Source organism: Sporosarcina sp. FSL K6-5500 (assembly GCF_038005665.1).
Lineage (GTDB): Bacteria > Bacillota > Bacilli > Bacillales_A > Planococcaceae > Sporosarcina > Sporosarcina psychrophila.
Genome location: NZ_JBBOTP010000001.1, coordinates 176814 through 202389, shown reverse-complemented (window position 1 = coordinate 202389; position 25576 = coordinate 176814). Strand labels below are relative to the sequence as shown.

The 25576-nt window shown below is 42.8% G+C and carries 25 protein-coding genes and 1 other annotated feature; all 25 genes read left to right on the top strand.

All coding sequences use genetic code 11. The features are described from left to right. The first annotated feature begins 80 nt into the window (after window positions 1-80). Window positions 81-1919, top strand: coding sequence for a penicillin-binding transpeptidase domain-containing protein (locus MKX62_RS00970; RefSeq protein WP_082786648.1), 1839 nt, complete (start codon window positions 81-83; stop codon window positions 1917-1919). 70 nt (window positions 1920-1989) lie between these two features. Then, window positions 1990-2961, top strand: coding sequence for a phospho-N-acetylmuramoyl-pentapeptide-transferase (gene mraY / locus MKX62_RS00965; RefSeq protein ID WP_067211472.1), 972 nt, complete (start codon window positions 1990-1992; stop codon window positions 2959-2961). Continuing rightward, window positions 2962-4311: a UDP-N-acetylmuramoyl-L-alanine--D-glutamate ligase gene (murD, locus tag MKX62_RS00960; RefSeq protein ID WP_445683515.1), complete on the top strand. Its 1350-nt coding sequence runs from the start codon at window positions 2962-2964 to the stop codon at window positions 4309-4311. Window positions 4312-4510: 199 nt separating this feature from the next. Beyond that, complete coding sequence (ftsW, locus tag MKX62_RS00955; RefSeq protein ID WP_067211470.1) at window positions 4511-5602, top strand: putative lipid II flippase FtsW; 1092 nt, start codon at window positions 4511-4513, stop codon at window positions 5600-5602. 15 nt (window positions 5603-5617) lie between these two features. After that, window positions 5618-6409, top strand: a complete 792-nt coding sequence (locus MKX62_RS00950; protein ID WP_067211468.1) for a cell division protein FtsQ/DivIB — start codon at window positions 5618-5620, stop codon at window positions 6407-6409. Then, complete coding sequence (locus MKX62_RS00945; RefSeq protein WP_067214023.1) at window positions 6393-7112, top strand: DUF881 domain-containing protein; 720 nt, start codon at window positions 6393-6395, stop codon at window positions 7110-7112. Before MKX62_RS00950 ends, MKX62_RS00945 begins: the two co-directional genes overlap by 17 nt. Before the next feature lie 24 nt (window positions 7113-7136). Further along, a complete protein-coding gene (locus tag MKX62_RS00940; RefSeq protein ID WP_067211465.1) occupies window positions 7137-7856 on the top strand; it encodes a DUF881 domain-containing protein in 720 nt (239 codons plus the stop codon). A gap of 3 nt (window positions 7857-7859) precedes the next feature. Then, window positions 7860-8228 (top strand): small basic family protein, encoded by a 369-nt coding sequence (locus MKX62_RS00935; protein WP_067211463.1) that lies wholly within the window; start codon window positions 7860-7862, stop codon window positions 8226-8228. 97 nt (window positions 8229-8325) lie between these two features. After that, window positions 8326-9609 (top strand): cell division protein FtsA, encoded by a 1284-nt coding sequence (gene ftsA / locus MKX62_RS00930; protein WP_067211461.1) that lies wholly within the window; start codon window positions 8326-8328, stop codon window positions 9607-9609. Between the two features lie 41 nt (window positions 9610-9650). Then, complete coding sequence (ftsZ, locus tag MKX62_RS00925; protein WP_067211458.1) at window positions 9651-10829, top strand: cell division protein FtsZ; 1179 nt, start codon at window positions 9651-9653, stop codon at window positions 10827-10829. Window positions 10830-11537: 708 nt separating this feature from the next. After that, window positions 11538-12392 (top strand): sigma-E processing peptidase SpoIIGA, encoded by an 855-nt coding sequence (locus MKX62_RS00920; RefSeq protein WP_067211455.1) that lies wholly within the window; start codon window positions 11538-11540, stop codon window positions 12390-12392. Continuing rightward, entirely contained in the window at window positions 12382-13092 is a 711-nt protein-coding gene (sigE, locus tag MKX62_RS00915) for an RNA polymerase sporulation sigma factor SigE (RefSeq protein ID WP_082786644.1), read from the top strand. Before MKX62_RS00920 ends, sigE begins: the two co-directional genes overlap by 11 nt. A gap of 94 nt (window positions 13093-13186) precedes the next feature. After that, complete coding sequence (gene sigG / locus MKX62_RS00910; protein ID WP_340740443.1) at window positions 13187-13966, top strand: RNA polymerase sporulation sigma factor SigG; 780 nt, start codon at window positions 13187-13189, stop codon at window positions 13964-13966. Window positions 13967-14048: 82 nt separating this feature from the next. Further along, window positions 14049-14294 (top strand): PRC-barrel domain-containing protein, encoded by a 246-nt coding sequence (locus MKX62_RS00905; RefSeq protein WP_067211451.1) that lies wholly within the window; start codon window positions 14049-14051, stop codon window positions 14292-14294. Window positions 14295-14363: 69 nt separating this feature from the next. Beyond that, window positions 14364-15056, top strand: coding sequence for a YggS family pyridoxal phosphate-dependent enzyme (locus MKX62_RS00900; protein ID WP_338655798.1), 693 nt, complete (start codon window positions 14364-14366; stop codon window positions 15054-15056). Beyond that, window positions 15053-15502 (top strand): cell division protein SepF, encoded by a 450-nt coding sequence (locus tag MKX62_RS00895; RefSeq protein WP_067211448.1) that lies wholly within the window; start codon window positions 15053-15055, stop codon window positions 15500-15502. Before MKX62_RS00900 ends, MKX62_RS00895 begins: the two co-directional genes overlap by 4 nt. Window positions 15503-15527: 25 nt before the next feature. Continuing rightward, window positions 15528-15803 carry a YggT family protein gene (locus MKX62_RS00890; RefSeq protein WP_340740442.1) on the top strand — a complete coding sequence of 92 codons (276 nt, stop codon included), beginning with the start codon at window positions 15528-15530 and terminating at the stop codon, window positions 15801-15803. Between the two features lie 54 nt (window positions 15804-15857). Next, entirely contained in the window at window positions 15858-16634 is a 777-nt protein-coding gene (locus MKX62_RS00885; protein WP_340740441.1) for a YlmH family RNA-binding protein, read from the top strand. A 90-nt stretch (window positions 16635-16724) separates the two neighbouring features. Continuing rightward, window positions 16725-17234 (top strand): DivIVA domain-containing protein, encoded by a 510-nt coding sequence (locus tag MKX62_RS00880; protein WP_067211441.1) that lies wholly within the window; start codon window positions 16725-16727, stop codon window positions 17232-17234. A gap of 52 nt (window positions 17235-17286) precedes the next feature. Then, window positions 17287-17504: a binding site (T-box leader), on the top strand. 129 nt (window positions 17505-17633) lie between these two features. Continuing rightward, the gene (gene ileS, locus MKX62_RS00875) at window positions 17634-20396 is read left to right on the top strand and encodes an isoleucine--tRNA ligase (protein ID WP_340740440.1); all 2763 of its coding nucleotides are present in this window, start codon (window positions 17634-17636) and stop codon (window positions 20394-20396) included. A gap of 368 nt (window positions 20397-20764) precedes the next feature. Then, window positions 20765-21241: a signal peptidase II gene (lspA, locus tag MKX62_RS00870; RefSeq protein WP_067211436.1), complete on the top strand. Its 477-nt coding sequence runs from the start codon at window positions 20765-20767 to the stop codon at window positions 21239-21241. Beyond that, on the top strand, window positions 21241-22167 hold the full coding sequence (locus tag MKX62_RS00865; RefSeq protein ID WP_340740439.1) for an RluA family pseudouridine synthase: 927 nt from the start codon (window positions 21241-21243) through the stop codon (window positions 22165-22167). Before lspA ends, MKX62_RS00865 begins: the two co-directional genes overlap by 1 nt. Before the next feature lie 429 nt (window positions 22168-22596). Continuing rightward, entirely contained in the window at window positions 22597-23139 is a 543-nt protein-coding gene (gene pyrR / locus MKX62_RS00860) for a bifunctional pyr operon transcriptional regulator/uracil phosphoribosyltransferase PyrR (RefSeq protein ID WP_067211431.1), read from the top strand. Between the two features lie 83 nt (window positions 23140-23222). Next, window positions 23223-24509, top strand: coding sequence for a uracil-xanthine permease family protein (locus tag MKX62_RS00855; protein WP_067211428.1), 1287 nt, complete (start codon window positions 23223-23225; stop codon window positions 24507-24509). Between the two features lie 188 nt (window positions 24510-24697). After that, window positions 24698-25576 carry an aspartate carbamoyltransferase catalytic subunit gene (locus tag MKX62_RS00850; protein WP_340740438.1) on the top strand — a complete coding sequence of 293 codons (879 nt, stop codon included), beginning with the start codon at window positions 24698-24700 and terminating at the stop codon, window positions 25574-25576.

Here is a 25576-nt window from a genome sequence, read left to right as displayed (position 1 = left end):
AACCGCTGCGGACGTTTATACAATTGCAATCTAAAAAAAGGTTACGAGCAGTATTTGTCATATTTCTAATCTGTCTAGGGATGGTCGTTGCAAAGTTATTCCATGTACAAATCATTGACCATGAATTGCTGAAAGGTCGCGCGGAAGCGAACTGGGATCGTGAAATCCCATTCGGTGGAGTACGCGGGGATATTGTTGATCGAAATGGTGATTTGATTGTCGGCAATAGATTGGCGCCGACACTTTATTTCATGCCATCTCAAAATCGAGAAGTGAAAAGTGCAGCGACTGCGCTTGCAAGTATTCTAAATGTAGATGCAGCCAAGCTAGAAGAGAAAATGGCAAAAAGAGAAGTTATGGTTAAAATAGCGCCTGAAGGAAAAAATATTACCAAAGAGCAGGCGGATGAAATAGCCCTCCTGCAAATAGATGGATTATATACAGGCGTTGATTTCGCAAGGCATTATCCGAACGGAGAGCTACTATCAAGATTGGTAGGTTTTACGGGTTATGATGGTAATGGATTGGCAGGCATTGAATACGCATACGATGAAATTCTAAAAGGAACGGGCGATAGGATTCGTTTATATACGGATGCTAAAGGAATTCCGCTTCCGCATGTGGACGACGGTTTTAAAACCGGGGACAAAGGTGCGTCTGTTGAGTTGACAATCGATTTACGTATGCAGGAGATTGTTGAGCGTGAAATGTTGCAGGCGATGGAAAAGTATGATGCCACTCAAGCACTGGCGATTGTCATGAACCCTAAAACAGGCGAATTGCTGTCGATTGCCTCCGCACCGACTTTTCACCCTGCGGAATATCAAAACGTAGACCCAAGCATTTACAATCGTAACTTACCTGTTTGGATGACTTTCGAGCCGGGTTCGACATTCAAAATTCTAACGCTTGCCGCGGGACTTGAAGAAAAGGTCATTGATCTTCATAAAGAGCATTTTTATGATCCAGGTTATGTAATGATTGGAAAAGCTAGATTACGTTGTTGGAAAAGAGAAGGACATAAGGATCAGACTTTTCTCGAAGTCGTTGAAAATTCATGCAACCCGGGATTTGTTGAAATCGGGCAGCGGTTAGGGCCGAAAAAGTTAAGCAAATATATCAAGGACTTCGGTTTTGGAGAATCAACAGGATCAGGAATTGCAGGCGAATCAAAAGGGATTCTTTTTTCTGAAAAAAACTTTGGACCTGTCGAACAAGCGACAACCGCATTTGGTCAAGGGATTTCAGTGACACCGATTCAGCAAGTTCAAGCAGTTGCAGCAGCGATAAATGGCGGTTATCTTTATCGTCCGTATATCGTGAAGGAAATTACAGATGATAAGGGAAAGACACTTCAATCATTTGGTCCGGAAATGCAGCGACAGGTAATCAGTGAGGAAACATCTAAGCAAGTAAGGGAAGCGCTAGAATCGGTTGTTGCAAATGGTTCGGGCCGTAATGCGTTTACAGATGGACTGCGTGTTGGCGGAAAGACTGGTACCGCACAAAAGGTTGTCGATGGTGTTTATAAAGACGGTGATTATATCGTTTCGTTTATCGGGTTTGCACCAGCAGATGATCCCGAGTTACTCGTCTATATTGCAATTGATAGTCCGAAAAACTCCATTCAGTTCGGAGGCGTCATAGCAGCGCCTATAGTAGGTCGAATCATTGAAGAAATTGCCCCGCTAGCTGGCATTACGAGTAGGGAAGGGCAAATTGAAAAAGAATATAGATGGGGCGATTCATTAACACATCGGGTCCCGGATCTGACAGGAATGACAAAAGGGAAAATCACTAGCCAATTGTATACGTATCGTATCGAATGGCACGGTTCCGGGGAACAAGTGAAATACCAGTTACCTGTAGCTGAAACATTAATCACGGTTGATGATGTTATTCACGTTTACACTGAATAACCATTTAAATGCAAAGTCTGGTACAGCGCAAATAAGTTGCTGCATCAGAAGTTAGAAGGAGAAAAATATTATGACACTTGTCACTACATTGACGGCCATTGTGGTCGCGTTTATCATTTCAACATTATTGGGATTTGTTATTATTCCAGCCCTTAGGAGATTGAAGTTTGGGCAGAGTATCCGTGAGGAAGGTCCCAAAGCCCATCAGAAAAAGGCAGGTACACCTACGATGGGCGGGCTTATTTTCATCGGTTCAATTATCATTTCGACGCTTGCCCTTTCGTACATATATGACGTGCTGACGACACAGACGATTGTCTTGTTACTCGTTCTTGTAGGTTTTGGCATCATCGGTTTTCTAGATGATTTTATAATCGTCGTCTTGAAAAGGAATCTTGGGCTGACATCTATTCAAAAGCTGATTGGCCAAATTATCGTTGCGGTTGCTGCATTCTTCCTTTTGAAGTTAGGACCGTTCGATACTGCGGTACAAATTCCTTTCACAGAATTTGAAATTGAGCTTGGTGTATTCTATGTTGCATTCCTCGTTTTTTGGCTTGTCGGATTTTCCAATGCAGTAAATCTATCTGATGGATTGGATGGACTTGTTGCGGGGACATCATCTATCGCTTTTGCCGCATTTGGAGTTCATGCTCTTATATACGGACAACATGATATTGCGGTCTTTGCCTTTGTAGTTACAGGAGCAATGCTTGGTTTTTTAGTTTTCAATGTCAAGCCTGCAAAAGTTTTCATGGGGGATACAGGATCCTTAGCACTAGGTGGGGCACTCGCGATGATTTCGGTTTTGATTAAACAAGAATTCCTACTTGTCATCATTGGAATTGTTTATGTCATTGAAACGCTTTCTGTTATTATCCAAGTCATTAGTTTCAAAACGACGGGTAAACGGGTATTTAAAATGAGTCCGATTCACCATCATTTTGAATTATCGGGTTGGTCCGAGTGGAAAATTGTTATTGTTTTTTGGGGAGTCGCGTTTTTGGCGGCAATAGTCCCTGTCTTGTTGGAGGTGTTGTAAGTGAAAAATGCCAATCAGTTTAACGGAATGGAAATACTTGTTCTGGGTCTGGCGAAGAGTGGCTGTGCTGCATCATCGCTATTACATGCATCTGGTGCTCATGTAACGGTTAATGATGCATCACCTGAAGCAGGTAATGAAGAAGCGGCAGAGCTTCGCTCGAAAGGTATCCGTGTTATATGTGGTGGTCATCCTGCTGATATTCTTGACGCTGGATATGACATCGTTGTGAAAAATCCAGGCATCCCCTACAGTAATTCAGTTATTGTGGAAGCAATCGGCAAAGGAATTCCGGTGTGGACAGAAATTGAACTTGCTTCTAGGATAAGTGAAGCACCAATTGTAGGGATTACAGGATCGAACGGTAAAACAACAACAACAACGTTGCTGTACCATATGCTTAATATTGGCAATAAGCACCCACTAATCGCGGGAAATATTGGGACGGTCTCTTGTACTGTTGCCGAAAAAGCTACGCAAGACAACATCATCGTCCTTGAGGCCTCGTCCTTTCAACTAATGGGGATCGATACGTTCCAACCTAAAATAGCCATTTGGACGAATTTGTATGATGCACATCTCGATTATCATGGAACTTCTGAAGCGTACGCGGTGGCAAAATATGGCATCACAAAAAATCAAACAGCAGAAGATTACTTTATATATAACGATGATCAGCCGAAACTTCGAAAGTATGCTGCTCGTTCATCTGCTGTGAAAGTTCCTTTTTCTTTGACTGGAATGAAAGAAAACGGTATATCGGCTGATGATGAGCAAATATACTGGAATGGGAAACCTTATGTATTGCGATCCGTCATAAAGTTGCCGGGACAACATAATCTTGAAAACATTCTTGCTGCAACTGCGGCAGCAATTCTTTTAGGTTGTGACAAAAAAGCAATTGAGAGCGTGTTAAGTTCCTTTACTGGTGTTCGGCACCGGATGCAATTCGTTAAGGAATTACAAGGCCGGAAGTTTTACAATGACTCAAAAGCAACGAATACGCTAGCTACGAAAAGTGCATTAGCTGCGTTTGATGTACCGACTATTCTAATTGCTGGTGGATTGGATCGAGGCCAGTCATTTGAAGAGTTGCGCCCCTACATGAGTGATGTAAAAGCAGTCGTCGCTGTGGGAGAAACAGCCGGGAAGTTTGCGGAATTTGCAGCGTCATGCGGTATCGAAATCATTATGATGGCAGAAGATGTACAGGACGCTGTGCGAAAAGCTTATCCGATTACTGTAGCGGGAGATATTATCCTGCTTTCACCCGCCTGTGCCAGTTGGGATCAGTACCCAAGTTTCGAAGCCAGGGGCGATCAGTTTATAGAAGCGGTTATGGAACTATAAGTCTCACCGGTGTTCGTTAAATACGGTATATAAACTAGCGTAGGCGCCTTACAGGGGGAGTCGAAGCAATAAGACTGCCAGTGATTTTCGGTCCGGCTTATTGTGGGAGGCATCCCCTAGCGCCAAGCGTTGTTGGTAGGATTCTTTATTTCAACATATCTATATAGTCATTTAGTTGATTCAGCAAATTTGCGGAAGGATGCGTTCACTGGAAGCTAAGTTGAAAACGTCATTTATCGTTTCTGCCGTAGCGCTATCATTCATCGGGTTGGCTTTTGTCCATTCCGCCGGTTCGTATTGGGGGGCTGTCCATTATGCCGACTCCTCTCCGTTCATCGTGAAACAAGCAATTTATATGGCGGTATCAATCGGAATTGCACTTGTAATTATGAAAAGCCCTCTGACATCGAGTCCGAAAACATGGACATTTGTATATTGGATGACAATCTTGTTACTCGTTGCTGTCCTTATTCCGGGGGTTGGCGCAATGCGGAACGGATCACAAAGCTGGATTGCACTTGGCCCGTTCAGTATTCAACCAGCCGAGTTCGTCAAAGTTGCACTTATTGGGAAACTGGCGTGCAGCTTGGACAAAATTCAAGGAAAAGGTATTTTTCAGTTTAGCCACTTTGGACTGATTCTGCTACCTGCTGCTCTTATCATGTTGCAACCCGATCTTGGTTCCGCTGTTATTATGATTGTCTCTGCGTTCGTTATTCTATTCATTGCAGGATACCCACTAAAATTTTTCGCATTTCTTGGTTTTGCTGGAATAGGTGCTTTTGTTGCACTAATTGCCGCGGCGCCTTACAGATTGGATCGCATCAAATCGTATATCGACCCATGGAGTGATCCTCTTGGTAAGGGCTTCCAAGGAATTCAGTCGTTGTTTGCGATTGCGCCCGGAGGATTGGTGGGTCATGGTTACGGCAATAGCCGTCAGAAGTATCTCTATTTGCCCGAACCACAAAATGACTTTATTTTTTCGATTATCGCGGAAGAATCAGGATTCATTGGGGCGACGTTGGTATTGTTGCTGTTTACCGTTTTATTGGCATCAACTTTCGGAATTGCAATCAGAACGAAAGGACGATATGCATTTCTGATGGTTGCAGGCATGGGTTCAATGATCATTTTTCAAACATTTTTGAATGTCGGCGTGGTATCAGGGCTTTTGCCTGTAACGGGCGTCACATTGCCTTTTATAAGCTATGGCGGCTCATCTTTGATGACGACGTGGATAGCGGCAGGGACCATCATGCATTTTACAGTGGGCAAAAAAACGAGTTGATAGAGGAGGGGCAAAATGGACAAAGTCATTGACATCGAAGAGCGAATTCCATCCTTGCGGGAAAAGCGTCGCAGAAAAACAAATAAAAAATTCCTGTTCATGTTGACTGTGTTTGTTGTTGCACTCCTAGCTATCCTTTATTTTCAATCACCCCTTAGTAAGCTAGAGACGATTAAGGTTAGCGGTGCCGTTCTACATGAGCAGGCATTTTATGAAGAAAAAAGTGGTTTAACAATAGACAACTCTCTTTGGAGCTTCAGTACCGGTGACATCGAAGAATCTATGGAGAAAATTGAAGGCGTACAAAAGGTATCGGTGTCACGGGAATGGTTTAGGAATATTGAAATCGTAATTACCGAATGGAAGACGATTGCCTATCTTGAAGACGGGGGACAATATAGTTTACTGTTAGAAAGTGGGGAAACGTTCCCAACCGGGATGTTGTTGCCTGAGGCTGAATCGCCTGTCTTAAATAATTTCAAAAATCCTGATACACTGAAGCGGATAACAGCACAGTTGCTGAAACTGGACGACACTGTCTATCACCTGATTTCAGAAATTATTGTTACAGGGGATGAAAAGGATTCGGATAGTATTACGGTCTATATGGACGATGGATTCGAGGTCCGCGCATTCATCTCAACGTTTGCTGAAAAAATGGCCTATTATCCAGATGTAACAGCCCAATTGAACAGTTATGAAAAAGGTGTAATAGATATGGAAGTTGGGACGTTTTTCACTCCTTTTAGTAAGGTATACGGGTTAGTAGAGGAGGAGGAAGAGCCGATTGATGAAGAAGGTGAATGATGCATACAAAAAGAGGGGAAGAAGTATTCTTTTTTCAGTTGTCTTTCTTGTGCTGGGTTTCATCCTCGCGTTTTCATATCGAACCCTCGGCATAAACCAGGAGAACGATAGTACTCAATCGCCTGCATTTAACAAGGAAGAGGATTACCGAGAAGGACTAATCAGTCAGCAGGAACGAAATAAGGAACTGACCGATGAAATCGCCGCCAAGCAGGAAGAGATACGTGAGTATGAACGTTCTTTCTCCATGGGGGAGAAGGATCATGCCAGTCTCGTTGATGAGGCGAAAAATCTTCGCTTGCTGCTTGGTGCAATCCCTGCTATCGGACAAGGTCTCAAAGTTACTTTGAAAGATGCCGATTATGATCCTGTTGAACAGAACCCGAACGATTATATTGTTCATGAAAGTCATATACTTCGGGTCGTCAATGAATTAAGGATTTCAGGAGCGCAAGGATTAGCGATAAATGGACAACGAATTACATCAAACTCTTATATAAAATGCACAGGACCAGTCATTACGGTTGATGGAAGAACTTATCCGGCGCCATTTGTTATAGAGGCGATTGGTGATATGGACGTTCTTTCTTCAGCCTTACATTTAAAAGGTGGTGTGATTGACAGCCTAATCAGGGATAATATCGTGGTCACTACAGAACAATCAAAGGATATTAGGCTGTCGGCTTTGCGCAATGAGAGTTGAGTAATGGTGTAGGGGGTTGGACGGGTGAGAAAAACAATACATTGGAGATTCACGCTGATCTTGCTCCTTGTCGGGTTTATGACTGCCATCCAATTCAATTCGATGAAAAACCCAGAAGAACGAGATACGAGGGACATTTGGGCAATCCGTCAAGACTTGGCAAGTGAAAAGCAGTTCCACTCTGAATTGCTTTCTGAAATTCGGGAGTTGGACAAGACAATACTCACATACAAATCGTTAAATATAGAAAACACTGGGAGGGCGCTAACCCAAACAGTGGACAAGCTCTATCGGCAAGCGGGTGTTACTGACGTTGAAGGACCGGGCATTATTATCAAAGTTCGGCCAGCTGCTGAAAGTGTGGCCTTCGGTGTACCAATCACCGGAATATCTCCAGATCTACTCACTCGTTTTGTCAATGAGTTGAATCGTTTTAAAGGCCTCATTTTTGAAATTGATGGCAAACGATATACGATACTGAGCTCCATCAGAGATATTAATGGAATGACCACTGTGAATGGGTTGAATGTTTCAACACCGCCCTTTTCCATGAAAATCATTTCTCCGACCTTTGCAGACAGTGAAAAAGTATACAATTATTTAGTAGCCTCGGCGATTCACGATGACTTTTATCTGGATGATTTAATCCTTGAAGTTGGAAAACCAGAAATGGCGGTGGAAATCCGCGGTTATCCAGAAAGGCTGGAAAATCAGTTTTTAGAGGAATTGCCGAAAGGGGAATGACTTATGTGGTTACCATTACTTGGTCTTGTACTCGGAATTTCGATGGGTCTATTATCAGACATTCAAATTCCACAGGTATATGAAAATTACTTATCAATTGCTGTACTGGCTGCCCTTGATACGCTATTCGGGGGCATCAGGGCTCATTTACAGCAAGTATACGATGATAAGGTGTTTGTATCTGGATTCTTCTTTAACATAGTACTGGCGGCCGCACTGGCATTTTTAGGAGTGCATCTAGGAGTCGATTTATATCTTGCGGCAATTTTTGCATTCGGTGTAAGGTTATTCCAAAATATCGCCGTTATTAGAAGGATTTTGCTTGTTAAATGGGCAGAGCGAGGGAAAGTTACCAACACAAATGCACATTAATGAAGGGGTTTGAATAAGAGATGTCGAAAATATTTAGACAATGCACTCCCAATGCAATAGAATGGGAGTTAAGAGTTGATTTGGGAGGTGCCAGTAATTGAGCCAATCAGAATTATATGTATCACTTGATATAGGTTCTTCGTCAGTTAAGGTGTTAGTAGGTGAAGTGGATGGCGGATCCTTGCACGTTATCGGAGTTGGCAATGTTCAATCTGCGGGAATTCGGAAAGGGACAATCATCGATATTGATGCAACTGTCCAATCTATCCGAAAAGCGGTTGACCAGGCCGAAAGAATGATAGGGATGCAAATCCGTGAAGTCATTCTGGGCATTCCTGCAAATGGCGTTTCGTTACAGGACGTCAAAGGAGTTGTTGCAGTTAACTCGGAAAATCGTGAAATTACTGATGACGACCTCGATCGGGTTATGAAATCAGCGCAGGTCATGTCAGTTCCACCTGATCGGGAAATCGTTAACATCATTCCGAAACAATTTATTGTTGACGATTATGATGAAATAACGGATCCAAGGGGAATGATCGGTGTCCGGCTTGAAATGGACGGAACGCTTATTACTACATCAAAAACACTTATTCATAATATACTACGCTGCGTGGAACGAGCAGGTCTTGTAATCCAAGAAATCTACTTGCAACCGCTTGCTGCCGGTACGTTTGCTCTGACGAATGATGAAAAGAATCACGGCAGTGCATTTATTGATATCGGTGGTGGTTCTACCACAGTCTCCATTTTTGGCGAAAACCGATTCATGGCGACAGCAGTCATACCAGTTGGCGGGGATCATATTACAAAAGATCTTTCAATTATTTTGAAAACGCCAACTGAACAGGCAAGAAAAATTAAGCATCAGTATGGACATGCTTTCTCAGATGATGCATCGGATGATGAATTGTTTGAAGTACCTGTCATTGGTGCTGATTCAAAAGATCAGTACAGCCAAAGATACATATCGGAAATTATCGGTGTTCGGCTTGAAGAACTTTTTGATCTCGTTCTGGAAGAGCTGTACCGCATGGGCGTACATGATTTACCAGGTGGAGTCGTATTGACCGGTGGTATAACGAAGATGGATGGTATCCTACAATTAGCAAGACATGTGTTGAAAACAAGGGTCCGTATTCATACACCAGAGTATATCGGGGTAAGAGAACCGATGTATGCAACTGCGGTAGGACTTATTCGCTATGCACATATGCAAGATTCTTATTTTGGTCATGTCCCTGAGTCAGCGACAGTTTCGGCTTCTGATAATCATACGCCGGCTCCGGTCAACAAGAAAAAGTCAGTAGACCGGAACAAAGAAAAGAAACCTGGTATTTTAGATAAAGCAAAGAAAGTCTTTGACAATTTCTTCGAATGATTTAATGAAAAACTGTATGAAATGGACTAGGAGGAGAGACGATGCTAGAATTCGATACGAATGTTGACGCGTTAGCAGTCATCAAAGTAATTGGTGTAGGCGGTGGCGGTAATAATGCTGTAAATAGAATGATTGAACATGGTGTGCAAGGCGTGGAATTTATCGCAGTTAATACAGATGCACAGGCATTAAACCTTTCGACTGCTGAAGTGAAATTACAAATTGGTGGCAAATTGACACGCGGACTTGGGGCAGGTGCGAATCCGGAAGTTGGTAAAAAAGCTGCCGAAGAAAGCAGAGAACAAATCGAAGAAGCATTGCGCGGATCTGATATGGTGTTCGTTACTGCAGGTATGGGCGGTGGAACAGGTACTGGGGCTGCTCCAGTCATCGCACAAATTGCGAAAGATTTGGGTGCTCTGACTGTTGGTGTTGTTACTAGGCCGTTCACTTTTGAAGGACGAAAACGCCAGACACAGGCAATCGGCGGTATAACATCTATGAAAGAATCTGTGGATACACTAATCGTCATACCAAATGATAAATTGCTTGAAATTGTAGATAAAAATACGCCAATGCTCGAAGCTTTCCGTGAAGCCGATAATGTACTACGTCAAGGGGTTCAAGGTATTTCCGACTTGATCGCTGTACCTGGACTTATCAACTTAGACTTTGCAGACGTTAAGACAATCATGTCCAATAAAGGCTCTGCTCTTATGGGAATCGGGATGTCTACGGGAGAAAATCGTGCGGCTGAAGCGGCGAAAAAAGCCATTTCAAGCCCACTACTCGAAACGTCAATCGACGGTGCAAAAGGTGTACTTATGAATATCACAGGCGGTTCAAACTTGAGCCTATTCGAAGTACAGGAAGCTGCAGATATCGTTGCTTCAGCTTCAGATGAAGATGTGAATATGATTTTCGGTTCTGTCATCAATGACAACTTGAAGGATGAAATTATCGTAACAGTCATTGCAACAGGCTTCAGCGAAGAGCAGCTTACCGTATCTCGTCCTGCAAGAAGCCCGGGCTTCGGTGCAAGTCGTACACAACCGCCAACGCGTGAGCAGCAACCGCCAACTCAACAGCCACCAACACGTGAGCGTAGCAGAGAGGAAGCGCCACAGTTCCAACAACCGGAACCAACACGCCAACCTCAAGGTAATCAACAAGATGACACGCTCGATATTCCGACGTTTTTACGCAATCGTCGTCGTTAATAATGATGTAAGACCAAAAGCTTTCCAAAAAGTGCAACCGCGCTTTCTGGAAAGCTTTTTTTACGTTTGGTTAGCTATGAAGTGAATTAGGTGATGTTTGATTATTGTTGGCATGCTGCCCGATTATATAACGGGCTAAGTGATCAAAAAGCATGACTGACCGATCATATAACGGGCCAAACAATCAAAAAGCGTGGCCGACCGATCATATAACAGGTCAAGCAATCAAAAAGTATGGCCGACCGATCATATAACAGGCCAAGCGATCAAAAAGCATGTCTGCTCGATCATATAACGTGCCAACCAATCAAAAAGCATGTTGACCGATCATATAACAGGCCAAGCAATCAAAAAAAATGCTAACCAATCATATAACGAGCCAAGCAATCATAAAGCATGCTGCCCGATCATATTACGAGCCAAGCAATCATAAAGCATGCTGCCCGATCATATTACGAGCGAACCGATCAAAAAGCATGTCTAGCCGATCATATAACGTGCCAACCAATCAAAAAGCATGTCTAACCAATCATATAACAGGCCAACCAATCATATACCCCGATTAACCGATCATATCTCTTCATTCAACTAACTAAAACGCTCGATATCTAAAATCGAATCCTGTCGATTTCTTTTTTTTGTCTGCCCCTAGTTCCGACAAACATTTTACGCCATAGGTGCTATCGTTGTTGTCAGGGAGGGCGGCTTATGTATGGGGAACTCATTGTAGGAGTGAATATGCTATTCAATTATGCAATTCTTTCATTCGCCAACAAAGTAGGAAACGTACAAGCCGCCCGCGGACGATTATTGTTCGCCTCTTTTGCGGGTGCGATGCCTGTCGTTATTTTTCCATCATCGGTGAGTGTTTTGGTTTTATCTTTTATTTGCATGACTGTTTGCGCTTTTGGAAAGGCTTTTGAGCTGTGGAAAAAATCTGCGACAATGGTTTTGATAGGGGCGGTATTTGCTGGTGGTTTACTAACCGCTTTTCAATATCGCATCCATATGTCCAGTTCAGCGTTTACAGTTCTTGCCTATGCAGTTGTCGCATACATTTCTCTTTATTTCATGAGGAAAAAATGGCTTGATGTCAGAACTGCACGCCATGTTTCCGAGCTTCGTGCTTCTTCAGTTCTCTCTATTTGGGATGCTGAAGTAGAGGTTGATGTATTCGTCGATTCGGGTAACGGTTGCACGGAGCCATTGTCTGGTTCTCCAGTCCATTTTGTTTCGTTAAAGGTGCTGGAAAAGCATATACCGGAAGATTTGATGAAGCCTTTGCTTGCTTGGAATCCTCAAGGAACACCTTCAATGTCGGAGTTTCCTGAGGGCTATCACAAACAAATAAGGCTGATTCGGTTAGTAACGGTGCAAGGACAGTCTTGGGCAGTTGGTTTTCGATTCAAGCAATGGGTTTTAGGAGAAGGGAACGTGCTGCAACCTGGTTATATTGTAGTGACAAAGAATGATCGTCGTTATCCGGACGGTGCGGGAGCAATCTTGCATGTATCCGCAATGGAGTCATTAAACGGGGAGAGGGGAACTGCTTATGCTGTATAAATTTAGAAAATGGATGTCGATAATCACTAGCTTTTTTAAAAGGAAAAGCGGCACATACTATATCGGAGGTCATGAGTCCCTTCCAAAGCCGTTGACCCGGGAAGAAGAAGCAATAACAATCCAAGCATTTATGGAAGGCGATATGAACGCGCGTGACAGACTAATTGAAAAAAACCTTCGTCTTGTTGTTTACATTGCACGTCGTTTTGATAACACAAATACACATATTGAAGATCTTATCAGTATAGGTGCAATCGGACTTATAAAGGCAATCGAAACTTTTAAGACCGACAAAAACATCAAGTTAGCCACATATGCATCCCGCTGTATTGAAAATGAGATTCTGATGCATCTTCGAAAAACAAACAAAACACGATCTGAGATTTCTTTTGATGAACCGTTAAATTCAGATGCGGACGGTAATGAATTACTATTATCGGATATTCTTGGCACAGATGAGCATATTATCATTGATGATGTCGAAAGAAAAATCGAGCGCCAGCATATGATTGAAGCAATTACGAGTCTCGATGAACGAGAGCGTTATATTATGGAATGCCGTTTCGGTTTGACGGGACAAGAGGAAATGACACAGAAAGAAGTAGCAGAACTGCTTGGGATTTCTCAATCCTATATTTCACGGCTCGAAAAAAAAATCATCTCGGAACTGCGTGAAAGCTTGAATCATCCGATTGCATAATGGGTGAAATTGGCGATGCGAATTTCCGCATATTCTGGACGACTGCGGACAGACTATCTTGTACAGTCATCTACAGAATGCGGAGGAAAAGCTAATGGTGCGTACAAGAGTTGAAATTTGTGGAATCGATACGTCCGAATTGCCGTTACTCACAAACGACGTGATGAAAGCAACGTTTATCAGGTTACAGAGCGGAGATCATGCAGCAAGGGAAGAGCTCGTCATTGGCAATTTGCGTCTCGTCCTAAGTCTGGTCCAAAGATTCGCATACAGGGGGGAACAAGCGGATGATTTATTTCAAGTCGGATGTATCGGCTTGCTTAAATCAATTGACAACTTCGATTTGAAACATAATGTCAGATTTTCAACATACGCAGTCCCGATGATTATTGGAGAAATTAAAAGACATCTACGTGATCATCATTCAATACGAGTATCAAGATCACTTCGAGATACCGCTTATAAGGCAATAAGAGCGAAAGAGCAGTTCATTAATGATAATCAAAGAGAACCGCGAATATCGGATTTGTCTGAAGCAACAGGTATACCCGCCGATGATATTCTCTTTGCCCTTGATGCAATTCAAGATCCAATGTCCCTTCATGAGCCTATGAACGGTGACGGCGGTGATCCAGTGTTTATGATGGATCAAATACAGGACAAAACGGTTTCAGAAGAACGGTGGCTGACGTATGTATCTGTTAAAGAAACTGTATCTAGTATGGATGTAAGACAACAATCAATTCTTTCAAAACGTTTTTATTTGGGACAAACGCAGACCGAAATCGCTAAGGAACTAGGCATTTCACAAGCCCAGATTTCTCGATTGGAGAAGAGTGCAGTTCAAACCATTCGGGAAGGGATGGAACAATAATGATAAATGTAACGCAATGCGCTAACTGCATTGCGTTTTTTCTCGTGCCTATGTGCATATATTCATTGTAAGGAGGGATTTTATGAGGTTTTCAGAAATACAAAAAAAAGAAGTTATCGACGCTACTAAGGGAACGTTCCTTGGATTCGTCCAGGATGCAACAATTGACACTGTAACTGGAAAAGTTGAATCCTTGCACGTAGGTGGTGGAGAACGGAACAGTTTTTTTGATACAAAAGACAAGGATACGAAAAAGGTCAATCTTAAAGAGATTACAACAATCGGTAAAGATATTGTGCTGGTGGGCAAAAAGAATGCAGAAAAATGATTCATTATTGATATGTTCAGCCTAGGTTGGTACAATGAAGTGAAAGATTGAGGAAAAGTAGTGATTATAATGGGAAATCTACAGCAACGAATACAAAAAATCGAACAAGATATACAAGCAACTTGTGACCGCGTAGGTCGAAACAGATCTGAAATTACGGTCGTTGCTGTTACGAAGGAAGTTTCGACAGCAAGAACATCTGCGGTGCTGGAAGAAAACATCCGACATCTTGGCGAAAATCGACCTGAAGGCCTACTAGGGAAACAGGAAACGATACAAAGTGGGGCCATCTGGCATTTCATCGGTAATGTTCAAAGCAGAAAAGTGAAAGAAATCATCAATCGAATTGACTATTTACATTCTGTTGATCGAATGAGTTTGGTTAAGGAAATTCATAAGCGTTCCAATCAAGTTGTTGATTGTTTCATTCAAGTGAATGTTTCTGGTGAATCAAGTAAATCAGGTGTAACACCAGCTGAACTTGATAGCTTTATTGAAGATGTGGCGGCTTATGATAAAATTCGAATTATAGGTTTAATGACAATGGCTCCTTTCACAAAGGATATGGATGAGATTCGTTCCGTATTCCGCTCGTTAAGGGAGCTTCGAGACGGCATCTCGGCAAAAAAATTGCCACATGCACCTTGTACTCAATTGTCCATGGGAATGTCAAATGATTTCATTATCGCTATTGAAGAAGGTGCAACTCATGTAAGAATCGGGACTGCACTTGTCGGAGCAGAAAGCGAGGGAGACGTATGAGCATTAAAAACAAGTTTGAGAAATGGTTTTACCTAGACGACGAAGAAAAAGAAGTACAAGAACAGCCACGCCGGGAAGAACAGCGTCCTGCGCAGGAGCAGCCACGCAGCAGAGCTCCAATGAGGAAGCAAGTAGCAGGCGAACCACAACAGTCAGCAACGGTTGTCAGCTTGCAAAGTGTCCAAAAGTCTTCCAAGGTTATTCTTATTGAGCCCCGTGTCTATGCGGAGGCGCAAGACATTTCTGAACACTTGAAAAATAAGCGTGCAGTTGTTGTGAATTTACAGCGAATTGAGCGTGATCAAGGAATTCGAATTGTCGATTTCCTAAGTGGTACTGTTTATGCGCTTGGAGGAGACATCCAGCGAATTGGAACTGATATTTTCCTTTGCGTGCCGGAGAATGTGGAAGTTGCTGGTGCAATCTCCGATTATTTTGAACGATAGAAATTGAATGAGGTGTACCAACAGAATGGAAAATATTTTAGGGTTAATTTATCAAGGAATAACAGGAGCAATATCGATTTACTCAATACTTCTTATTATCTATATACTAATGTCATGGATACCTGCTTCTCGTGAGACTAAGTTTGGTATAATACTTGGGAAGATTACCGAGCCTTATTTAGGGTTTTTCAGAAAATTCATTCCACCTCTTGGAATGATTGATATTTCACCAATCGTTGGTATATTTGCGTTGAGGTTTATCTCTGATGGCGTTGAAGCAATATTTATGATGTTGTTATAAAATGATTACGTCGTCCTCACTTATGTGAGGATTTTTCTATAAGGAGCCGGAGAAATGGAAACTATACTACAGCATTTCAGAAAAGATGAACAGCCTTTCATCGAAATGGCGATTGGCTGGATACGTGAAGTGGAAGATACCTATTCACCAAAACTAACAGGATTCTTGGATCCTAGGCAGCAGCGCATTGTAGAATCTCTTGCGGGCAGTTCGATGCTATTGGTCGGATTGTACGGAGCTTTTCCGGAAGCGGAAAGACGAAGAGTTCTTATCTATCCAGATTATTATGTACCAGAACCAGTCGATTATCGAATAGCTATTTTTGATGTGAAGTATGCTTCTAAGTTTTTGCAACTTGATCACAAGGACATCCTGGGCTCGATGATGTCATTAGGCATCGACCGTTCGAAATTCGGGGACATCCGAGTGGTTGATGATCAAGTCCAGTTTGCAGTCGCAGATGAGTTAAAGGATTATATGACGGCTAATTTTTTATCGATTGGGAAAGCGAAAGTGACGGTTGAAGAAAGTAATCGTCCGGAAGACTGGATAGTCACGACAGATACATGGACAGAAGAAACGCATATCGTTAGTTCATTACGACTCGACGTAGTAACAGCGGCATTAGTAACTATTCCACGCCAAAAAGCGGCGACGCTTGTGCATGGGGAAAAAGTGAAAGTGAATTGGGCTGTTAGAGATCAGCCTGCATTTGAACTTCAAGAGTCAGATATGATATCAATTAGAGGTTCTGGCCGTTTTAAAGTGATCGCAATTGAAGGAAGAACGCGTAAAGATAAGATTCGTCTCATTGTTGGGAAATTAGAATGACTTGTCAGATAATAGTTTGAAAAAGAACTGTTATCTGATGCCTTAACATGTATAATAGAGAATGAATAAGTTAAAGGGGAGATGCTTTAAATGGCTTTATCACCACTTGATATACATAATAAAGAATTTGCCAATAAGTTTCGTGGATATGATGAAGATGAAGTAAATGAGTTTTTGGAACAAATCATGAAAGATTTTGAAAATATACTTGAAGAAAACAAAACATTGAAAAGCAATTTGAAACAATCAGAAGAACAGGTCTCCCATTTTAACTCAATCGAGCAAACGCTACAAAAATCGATTCTTATCGCTCAGGAAGCTGCGGAAGACGTTCGTCGCAACTCTATGAAAGAATCGAAATTGATTGTCAAGGAAGCAGAAAAAAATGCGGATCGAATTGTCAATGAGGCACTTTCCCGCGCGCGTAGAATTTCTGTGGAAATTGAAGATCTTAAGAAACAGTCGAAGGTTTTCCGTACACGTTTCAAAATGCTCATTGAAGCGCAACTTGATCTGATTCAGTCAGATGATTGGGACGTTTTACTTGAGTATGAAATCGATGCGGAGCGTTTAGAAATGGCAGCCGACCTGGATTCATAAGGAAACTTGACTTTAGTCTTAATTCACACATATACTTATAGGCATATATTTAGAACAGGCGTTGAAAGAGAAAGTACCTTCCAAATCTGAGAATAGCGAGCCGGGGGCGGTGGAAGCCCGGTCAACGGATTGGAAATGAAAATCACTCTCGAGCTGGATTTCGGAATAATTTACGTGATCCCGGAAACACCCCGTTATGGTGTCTGAGTGGTAGCAAATTCGTTTGCTACAAGTAGGGTGGTAACGCGAGAATAATTCTTCGTCCCTTTTTAGGGGTGGGGATTTTTTTATTTTTGTCTGTGCCTTGTGTCTACAGGATGTAGGTATGGGGTCTTTGCCACAGGACGTGGCTAAGGCTGCGATCCTTTTGCGCTTTTCTATTTTAAAGGAGGAAAAAACATGGAGTACAAAGATACATTACTTATGCCGAAAACAGAATTCCCGATGAGAGGTAACTTACCTAACAAAGAGCCATTACTGCAAGGAAAATGGGCAGAGATGGACATTTATAAAAAAGTACAGGAACGAACTGCGGGTCGCCCGTTCTTCGTATTACACGATGGTCCTCCATATGCGAATGGTGATCTTCATATGGGTCACGCCATGAACAAAGTATTGAAAGATATGATTGTCCGCCACAAATCAATGACAGGTTTCCACGCGCCATACGTTCCAGGCTGGGATACACATGGACTGCCGATTGAACAGGCATTAGTGAACAAAGGCGTAAAAAGAAAAGAAATGTCAGTAGCAGAATTCCGAAAAATGTGTGAGGAATATGCGCTTGGTCAGATTGACAATCAGCGTAGCCAGTTCAAACGGATTGGTGTACGTGGCGATTGGGATAATCCATATATCACGCTAAAACCAGCTTTTGAGGCGCGTCAAATTCAAGTGTTTGGTGAAATGGCTAAAAAAGGATATATCTATAAAGGATTGAAACCAGTTTATTGGTCACCATCAAGTGAATCTGCACTTGCTGAGGCGGAAATCGAGTACCAGGATAAGAAATCACCATCTATCTATGTTAGTTTCCCTGTGAAAGATGGACTTGGCGTAATTGATGAAGATGTTAACTTCTTAATCTGGACGACAACTCCATGGACGATTCCTGCAAACCTTGGGATTTCTGTCCATCCGGAATTTGAATACGTTATTGTTAAAGCGGGAGAAGAGAAATTCCTTATCGCTAAAGATTTACTTACGTTTGTCGCAGAAGAACTTGGCTGGGAAGACCATGTTGTTGAGCGTGAACTGAAAGGTTCTGAACTCGACCGTGTTGTTGCGAAGCACCCATTGTATGACCGCGATTCGCTTGTTATGCTCGGTGATCATGTTACAGCCGAAGCGGGTACTGGATGTGTCCATACAGCTCCAGGCCACGGGGAAGACGACTTCTACGTGTCTAAATCATATGGTATTGATGCCCTTTCTCCTATCGATGATCGCGGTGTTATGACTGATGAAGCGCCAGGCTTCGAAGGTCTGTTTTATGAAGATGCAAATAAAGCAGTTACAGAGGCACTCGACAAAGTGGGCGCGCTTAAGAAATTATCATTCATCACCCACTCGTATCCACACGATTGGCGCACGAAAAAACCGGTTATTTACCGCGCGACTGCACAATGGTTCGCTTCAATTGAATCGTTCCGTACCGAATTACTTGATGCTATCAAAAATACGAAATTCACACCTTCATGGGGCGAAACAAGATTGTATAACATGGTTCGAGACCGTGGTGACTGGTGTATTTCACGTCAGCGTGTATGGGGTGTTCCAATTCCAGTGTTTTACGCTGAAAACGGTGAACCAATCATTACAGATGAAACAATTGCCAACGTTTCGGAATTGTTCCGTGAAAACGGATCGAATGTCTGGTTCGAACGAGAAGCAAAAGATTTACTGCCAGAAGGTTTCACCCACGAAGGCAGTCCGAACGGAGAGTTTACAAAAGAGACGGACATCATGGACGTTTGGTTCGATTCAGGCTCAACACACCAAGGTGTGCTAGTAGAACGGGATGATCTCGTTTACCCGGCGGACCTGTATCTTGAAGGATCTGACCAATACCGTGGATGGTTTAACTCATCACTCACGATAAGTGTTGCCATCAATGGCCATGCACCATATAAAGGCTTGCTAAGCCATGGTTTCACTCTTGACGGAGAAGGACGTAAAATGAGTAAATCAATCGGGAACGTAATCATTCCCGCAAAAGTAATGAACCAGCTTGGTGCAGACATTCTTCGCCTGTGGGTATCATCTGTTGATTACACAGCGGATGTACGGGTTTCTGATTCTAACTTCAAGCAAGTTTCTGAAGTATATAGAAAAATTCGTAACACACTGCGTTTCCTACACGGCAATACATCAGATTTCAATCCGGCTACAGATGCTGTGGCATTTGAAAATCTGCGTACAGTAGACAAATTTGTCTATGTGAGACTACAGGATTTGATCAAAGAAGTGCGTGAAGCTTATGAAAACTACGAATTCGCTGGTGTTTATCATGCGGTGAATAACTTCTGTACAGGTGAATTGAGCTCGTTCTACCTAGATATCGCCAAAGACGTTGTCTACATCGAAGGTGCAGATCATCCACATCGTCGTGCGATGCAAACAGTGATGTATGAAACGCTGATTGCGCTGTTGAAATTGTTAACACCTATTGTGCCGCATACGACAGATGAAATGTGGGCATTTATCGAGCACAAGACCGAAGAAAGTATTCAGCTGACAGATATGCCAGAAGCACAAGATCTTGGACAAGAAGCACAGGCATTGCGTGAGCGTTTCGCAACATTGATGCTTGTTCGTGACGATGTTTTGAAGGCACTGGAAGAAGCGCGTAATAGTAAAATTATCGGGAAATCGCTTGAAGCGAAAGTAACGGTTGCTGTCCCTGAAAAACTGGCAGATGTATTCGCAGCGGATGATATTGACTTCGCACAATTCTTTATCGTATCGAAGTTTGCTGAAGGAGATATCGCTAACATGCCGGAAGGTACTTTGAAACTGGATGCTGTAAGTGTTCTTGTTGAAAATGCAGATGGCGAAAAATGTGAGCGTTGCTGGACGATTTCTGAAACAATCGGCTCAGACGAAACACACCCTACTCTATGTACACGTTGTGCAGAAGTTGTAAAAGTGCATTATTCGTAAAATCATCAAACTGTAAGCCGCTGCTGCTGTCTTTATATAAGACTGGTTGCAGCGGTTTTTTAAAAGGTAAGAAAGCATAAGTTTTTTTACATGGATCGGTGTCTAGACTCCAGACGCCAGCCCCTGGGCCCCCACGAAGGGGGTCATGCAGTCTTTGCGACAGGAAGTCGCGACTTTAGACTGCCTTCCTTTCGCTTCATTCTTGCTGAAAAGGCATAGTACGCCTTTATCATCAAGACTTCCAGCGCTTGTCGGGGCTAAACGGCGCCTTGCGCTTTTCTTATATTACTCATTTAGCGTTGAAACGCGCTCATATAGGTGTCGATGTGGTAAAATGGAACGTAATCTGTCGGACGGGGGTATTTGGATTGTTCATTTATTACGGATTAGCGGCATTCGTCATTATTTTGGATCAGTTTACGAAATGGCTAGTCGTTAAAAACATGGAGCTCGGCGAAAAAATTAGCATTGCAGATCCTTATTTAGGGCTTCTTTCTCATCGCAACAAGGGAGCCGCTTGGGGTATGCTTGAAGGACAAATGTGGTTATTTTATATTGTCACAGTTGCCGTTGCAATTGGTATTATTTATTTCTTCCATAAAGAAGCGAAAGGGCAACCGCTCTTTGGATTCAGTTTAATGTTTCTTCTTGGTGGTGCGATTGGTAATTTTATCGATCGTCTGTGGCGCAAGGAAGTTGTCGATTTTGTCGATGTCACAATCCCGGTTATCAACTACGATTTTCCAATCTTTAATGTTGCAGATGCAGCGTTAACGGTCGGTGTGATTATGATCATCATTCATATTATTATGGATGAAAAAAAGAACAAGAAAAAGGTGTCGTAATGGAAAAAATAGAAATTGAAATAACTGAAGAACACAAAGGAAGCCGAATAGACAAAGCTTTGTCTGCAGTCAATCCTGAATGGTCACGTACGCAAATTCAATCATGGCTGAAAGAAAGCCTTGTTCTAGTAAGCGGAATTCAAGTGAAACCTAATTATAAAGTAAGACTGGGAGATATAGTGACGGTGGAAGAACCTGAACTGGAAGTGCTTGACATGGTTGCTGAGGAATTAAATCTCGATATCGTCTATGAAGATAAGGACGTACTCGTTGTCAATAAAGCGCGTGGCATGGTTGTTCATCCTGCGCCAGGTCATCCATCAGGAACGGTCGTAAATGGTCTTATGCACCACTGCACGGACCTTTCAGGTATTAACGGAGTGGTGCGCCCAGGGATTGTCCATCGTATTGATAAAGATACGTCAGGGCTTTTGATGGTCGCGAAAAATGATAAGGCACATGTATCGTTAGTAGACCAGCTTGTGAACAGGTCAGTAACGCGTGTTTATACTGCACTTGTCCATGGCCATATACCACATGATAATGGAACAATTGACGCGCCAATCGGCCGTGATCAACGGGAACGACAAAATATGGCTATCGTTGATAAAGGAAGGCATGCGGTAACGCACTTCAAAGTAATCGAACGGTTCGGGGATTATACGCTTGTCGAATGCAGATTAGAAACAGGCAGAACGCATCAAATTCGGGTGCATATGAAATATATTGGTTATCCACTTGTTGGAGATCCGAAATATGGACCGAAAAAAACACTTCAATTTAATGGACAAGTATTGCATGCAGGTACGCTCGGTTTTGATCATCCCGTAACAGGTGAGTACTTGGAATTCAACAGTCCTCTACCTGAAGACTTTAAAGACTTGGTTGATGAAGTTAGGAAAAGCGTTGACAAAACAGAAGAGTAAATTGTATACTGAACGAAGCAATTGAATAGCGATACCTTTAACATCAGTCCAGAGAGGCTGGGAAGGTTGCACGGAAGTACAGTCAAACTGCTGCGCGCAGTTTCTATGTACATTTATTTCTGCACGTATACCCTCCCGCCATCCTAGGCCGGGAGGGTTTTTTATGTCTAGCAACAGGCGCCAGACTCTCGGGTCATAAGTCAGACCAGCTACACGGCAAAGAACGCCGCTTCGCCGATCCGTCTTATACCTGTCGCGGGCCTACAGGATGTAGGTCACGCAGACGTTGCCACACGATGTGGCGAACTTAGGCTGTGTTCACTTGACGGCGCCTTACGCTTTTCATATAGGAGAATATCCAAGCCAATCGGCTTCTGGAAGGCATTTGACCGAAAGACAGAAGTAAACAAGGAAATGGAGGATGTTGAAATGACCGAAAAAGCAAATATTCTAGATGAACAGGCAATTGGCAGGGCGGTTACCCGAATTGCACACGAAATAATTGAACGCAACAAAGGAATTGACGCTTGTATTCTTGTCGGCATCAAAACACGCGGTGCTTTCTTAGCGAAAAGACTTGCTGAAAAGATTGAACTTATCGAAGGAAAACCGATTAAAGCCGGTGAACTTGATATCACACTATATAGGGATGACCTCACGTTGAAACATAGTAACAATGAACCGCTTGTTCAGCAGGTAGACATCAAGCATGACGTGACAGATATGAAAGTAATTTTGGTAGACGACGTTCTCTATACAGGTAGAACAGTTCGGGCAGCGATGGATGCAGTTATGGACCTTGGAAGACCAGCATCAATCCAACTAGCAGTACTTGTTGACCGTGGTCACCGTGAATTGCCAATACGACCAGACTTCGTCGGTAAAAACATCCCAACTTCAAGTGATGAGCGAGTCGTCGTGAGTGTAGAAGAAACAGATGGCAAAGATAGCGTGTCGATTCATTCTAAATAGTAGCGAAGGTGCCTTATAAGGGGATTCTTTATCTCAACATAATATGAATACAAAATAAAGTAATCCGCACGGGGGTATTGGCAATGGATGAAAAAGTGTTAGATGTGCATGAAAAACCGGCACCAGCTAGGTGGATTATCCTTAGTTTACAACATATGTTTGCCATGTTTGGAGCAACAATATTAGTACCTCAGCTCGTCGGATTAAGTCCGGCAATCGCCCTTCTGACAAGTGGTATTGCAACAATCGTCTTTATCCTTGTTACACGATTCCAAGTGCCGGCGTACTTAGGCTCATCTTTCGCCTTCATTATCCCGATACAAGTCGCAACTCAAACGGGTGGAATTGGCAGTGCGATGATAGGAAGCATGTTTGTGGCACTTGTCTACGGAATTATTTCATTGCTCATTTGGAAAACGGGCTACAATTGGATCATGAAAGTTTTGCCACCGATTGTTGTAGCGCCTGTCATCATCGTAATTGGACTGGCACTTTCACCAACTGCAATCAGCATGGCAAGTACCATCCAAGTTGGAGATGAAAAGGTATATAACCTGCTTCATTTCTCGGCTGCACTTGTTACGCTAGCAGCTGCTATCATCTGCCTCATGTTTTTCAAGGGAATCATTAGCTTAATGCCAATCCTAATCGGCATCATCGTCGGTTACATTTACTCGGCTTTCATCGGGATCTTAGATTTTACAAAAGTTATGGAAGCAAAGTGGTTTGAATTTCCGGAAATGTTAATTCCAGGTGTGGATTATGATTTCGTCATTACACCTACACTGCTCTTTCTTATGGTGCCAATAGCAATTGTCACAATATCGGAGCATATCGGCCATCAACTTGTCCTTGGACGAATCGTTGGAAGAGATTACATAAAAAATCCAGGATTGAACCGCTCATTACTAGGTGATGGACTTGGAACACTCATAAGTGGTCTTGTAGGAGGTCCACCTAAAACGACATACGGTGAAAATATCGGTGTTCTTGCGCTTACTCGAGTTTACAGTGTCTATGTCATTTTAGGAGCTGCTGTTTTCGCCATAGCCTTCTCCTTCTTAGGAAAAGTGATGGCATTGATTGCGACGATTCCGACGGCAGTGCTCGGCGGGGTTTCAATTCTCTTGTTCGGAATTATTGCTTCATCTGGCTTGCGCATGCTCGTGGATCACAAAATTGATTTTGGCAGCCAGCGTAATCTTGTCATCGCCTCAGTCATTCTAGTCATTGGAATCGGGGGGGCGAGCATCGAATTTAGTGATACTTTCCAAATTGAAGGAATGGCCCTAGCGGCAATTATCGGTGTGATACTCAACTTGGTCCTGCCGGGGAGAACAAATGAAAGTCTAGTTGACGAAAAAGAATAGAAAACCTTTTAACACTGTTCCGAGAGTCAGGGAAAGGTTCGTTTGACACCCATTCTGCACAATAAGTGTAGGGTTTGGATTGTCATACCTAACGAGCCTTTCCGTTTATCGGGAAGGCTCGTTTTTCAATATGTCTAGGCTTCAGCACCCAGGCCATTAAGCTTTTCAATAAAAGGAGGACAAACCAGATGCAGCATCTTGTTTCGATGAAACACCTGACTGAAGAAGAAATTATGGCAATCCTTGATCGTGCTGATACATTCAAAAAACGTGGAGTCCGAGAATTGCCCGGGAAATATAGTGTCAGTAACTTATTTTTTGAACCGAGTACACGAACGAAAATGAGTTTTGAAATGGCACAACGGAAACTCGGACTTGATGTATTACCATTCGAATCCAGCTTCTCTAGTACATTAAAAGGAGAAACGCTTTATGACACAGTCAAAACGCTCGAAGCAATAGGTGTCGATGCACTTGTTATCCGTCATCCCGAAGATGGTTACTATGAGCAGTTGATTGGTAGAACGTCAGTTTCTATCATTAATGGAGGAGACGGTTCAGGTCAGCATCCGACTCAATCACTGCTGGATTTATTCACAATTAAAGAAGAGTTTGGTTCATTTCAAGGATTGAACGTACTGATTACAGGGGATATCACACATAGCCGAGTTGCACGGTCCAATGCCGATGCTCTGACGAAGCTTGGCGCAAACGTGACATTCCTTTGCCCGGCTGAATGGGCAGGCGAATTCAACAGTGTGGATTCGTGGGATGAAGTGATTAAAAACAGTGATGTGGTTATGCTGCTACGGGTTCAACATGAAAGACACGAGGCAGAAATAAACTTTGCTGGTGAAAGATATCATGAAAGATACGGCCTGACAGAAGCCCGCGAGCAGCTAATGAAAGAAAATGCAATCATCATGCATCCCGGACCATTTAACCGAGGTGTGGAAATAGCAGATACCTTAATCGAATGTCCGAAATCACGGATTTTCAAACAAATGGAAAATGGTGTATACATACGGATGGCCGTATTAGAAGCAGTATTGAAAGGGAGGAATTGA

Bases quoted from the DNA above. Each gene is read 5' to 3' on its own strand.
- MKX62_RS00885 (WP_340740441.1), top strand. From the start codon at position 15,858: ATGGAAACTATACTACAGCATTTCAGAAAAGATGAACAGCCTTTCATC.
- MKX62_RS00865 (WP_340740439.1), top strand. From the start codon at position 21,241: ATGGAAAAAATAGAAATTGAAATAACTGAAGAACACAAAGGAAGCCGA.
- ftsW (WP_067211470.1), top strand. From the start codon at position 4,511: ATGCGTTCACTGGAAGCTAAGTTGAAAACGTCATTTATCGTTTCTGCC.
- MKX62_RS00905 (WP_067211451.1), top strand. From the start codon at position 14,049: ATGAGGTTTTCAGAAATACAAAAAAAAGAAGTTATCGACGCTACTAAG.
- sigG (WP_340740443.1), top strand. From the start codon at position 13,187: ATGGTGCGTACAAGAGTTGAAATTTGTGGAATCGATACGTCCGAATTG.
- ftsZ (WP_067211458.1), top strand. From the start codon at position 9,651: ATGCTAGAATTCGATACGAATGTTGACGCGTTAGCAGTCATCAAAGTA.
- MKX62_RS00970 (WP_082786648.1), top strand. From the start codon at position 81: ATGGTCGTTGCAAAGTTATTCCATGTACAAATCATTGACCATGAATTG.
- MKX62_RS00920 (WP_067211455.1), top strand. From the start codon at position 11,538: ATGTATGGGGAACTCATTGTAGGAGTGAATATGCTATTCAATTATGCA.
- MKX62_RS00890 (WP_340740442.1), top strand. From the start codon at position 15,528: ATGGAAAATATTTTAGGGTTAATTTATCAAGGAATAACAGGAGCAATA.
- sigE (WP_082786644.1), top strand. From the start codon at position 12,382: ATGCTGTATAAATTTAGAAAATGGATGTCGATAATCACTAGCTTTTTT.
- mraY (WP_067211472.1), top strand. From the start codon at position 1,990: ATGACACTTGTCACTACATTGACGGCCATTGTGGTCGCGTTTATCATT.
- ileS (WP_340740440.1), top strand. From the start codon at position 17,634: ATGGAGTACAAAGATACATTACTTATGCCGAAAACAGAATTCCCGATG.
- MKX62_RS00855 (WP_067211428.1), top strand. From the start codon at position 23,223: ATGGATGAAAAAGTGTTAGATGTGCATGAAAAACCGGCACCAGCTAGG.
- MKX62_RS00895 (WP_067211448.1), top strand. From the start codon at position 15,053: ATGAGCATTAAAAACAAGTTTGAGAAATGGTTTTACCTAGACGACGAA.
- MKX62_RS00880 (WP_067211441.1), top strand. From the start codon at position 16,725: ATGGCTTTATCACCACTTGATATACATAATAAAGAATTTGCCAATAAG.
- MKX62_RS00945 (WP_067214023.1), top strand. From the start codon at position 6,393: ATGAAGAAGGTGAATGATGCATACAAAAAGAGGGGAAGAAGTATTCTT.
- MKX62_RS00850 (WP_340740438.1), top strand. From the start codon at position 24,698: ATGCAGCATCTTGTTTCGATGAAACACCTGACTGAAGAAGAAATTATG.
- MKX62_RS00950 (WP_067211468.1), top strand. From the start codon at position 5,618: ATGGACAAAGTCATTGACATCGAAGAGCGAATTCCATCCTTGCGGGAA.
- pyrR (WP_067211431.1), top strand. From the start codon at position 22,597: ATGACCGAAAAAGCAAATATTCTAGATGAACAGGCAATTGGCAGGGCG.
- MKX62_RS00900 (WP_338655798.1), top strand. From the start codon at position 14,364: ATGGGAAATCTACAGCAACGAATACAAAAAATCGAACAAGATATACAA.
- MKX62_RS00935 (WP_067211463.1), top strand. From the start codon at position 7,860: ATGTGGTTACCATTACTTGGTCTTGTACTCGGAATTTCGATGGGTCTA.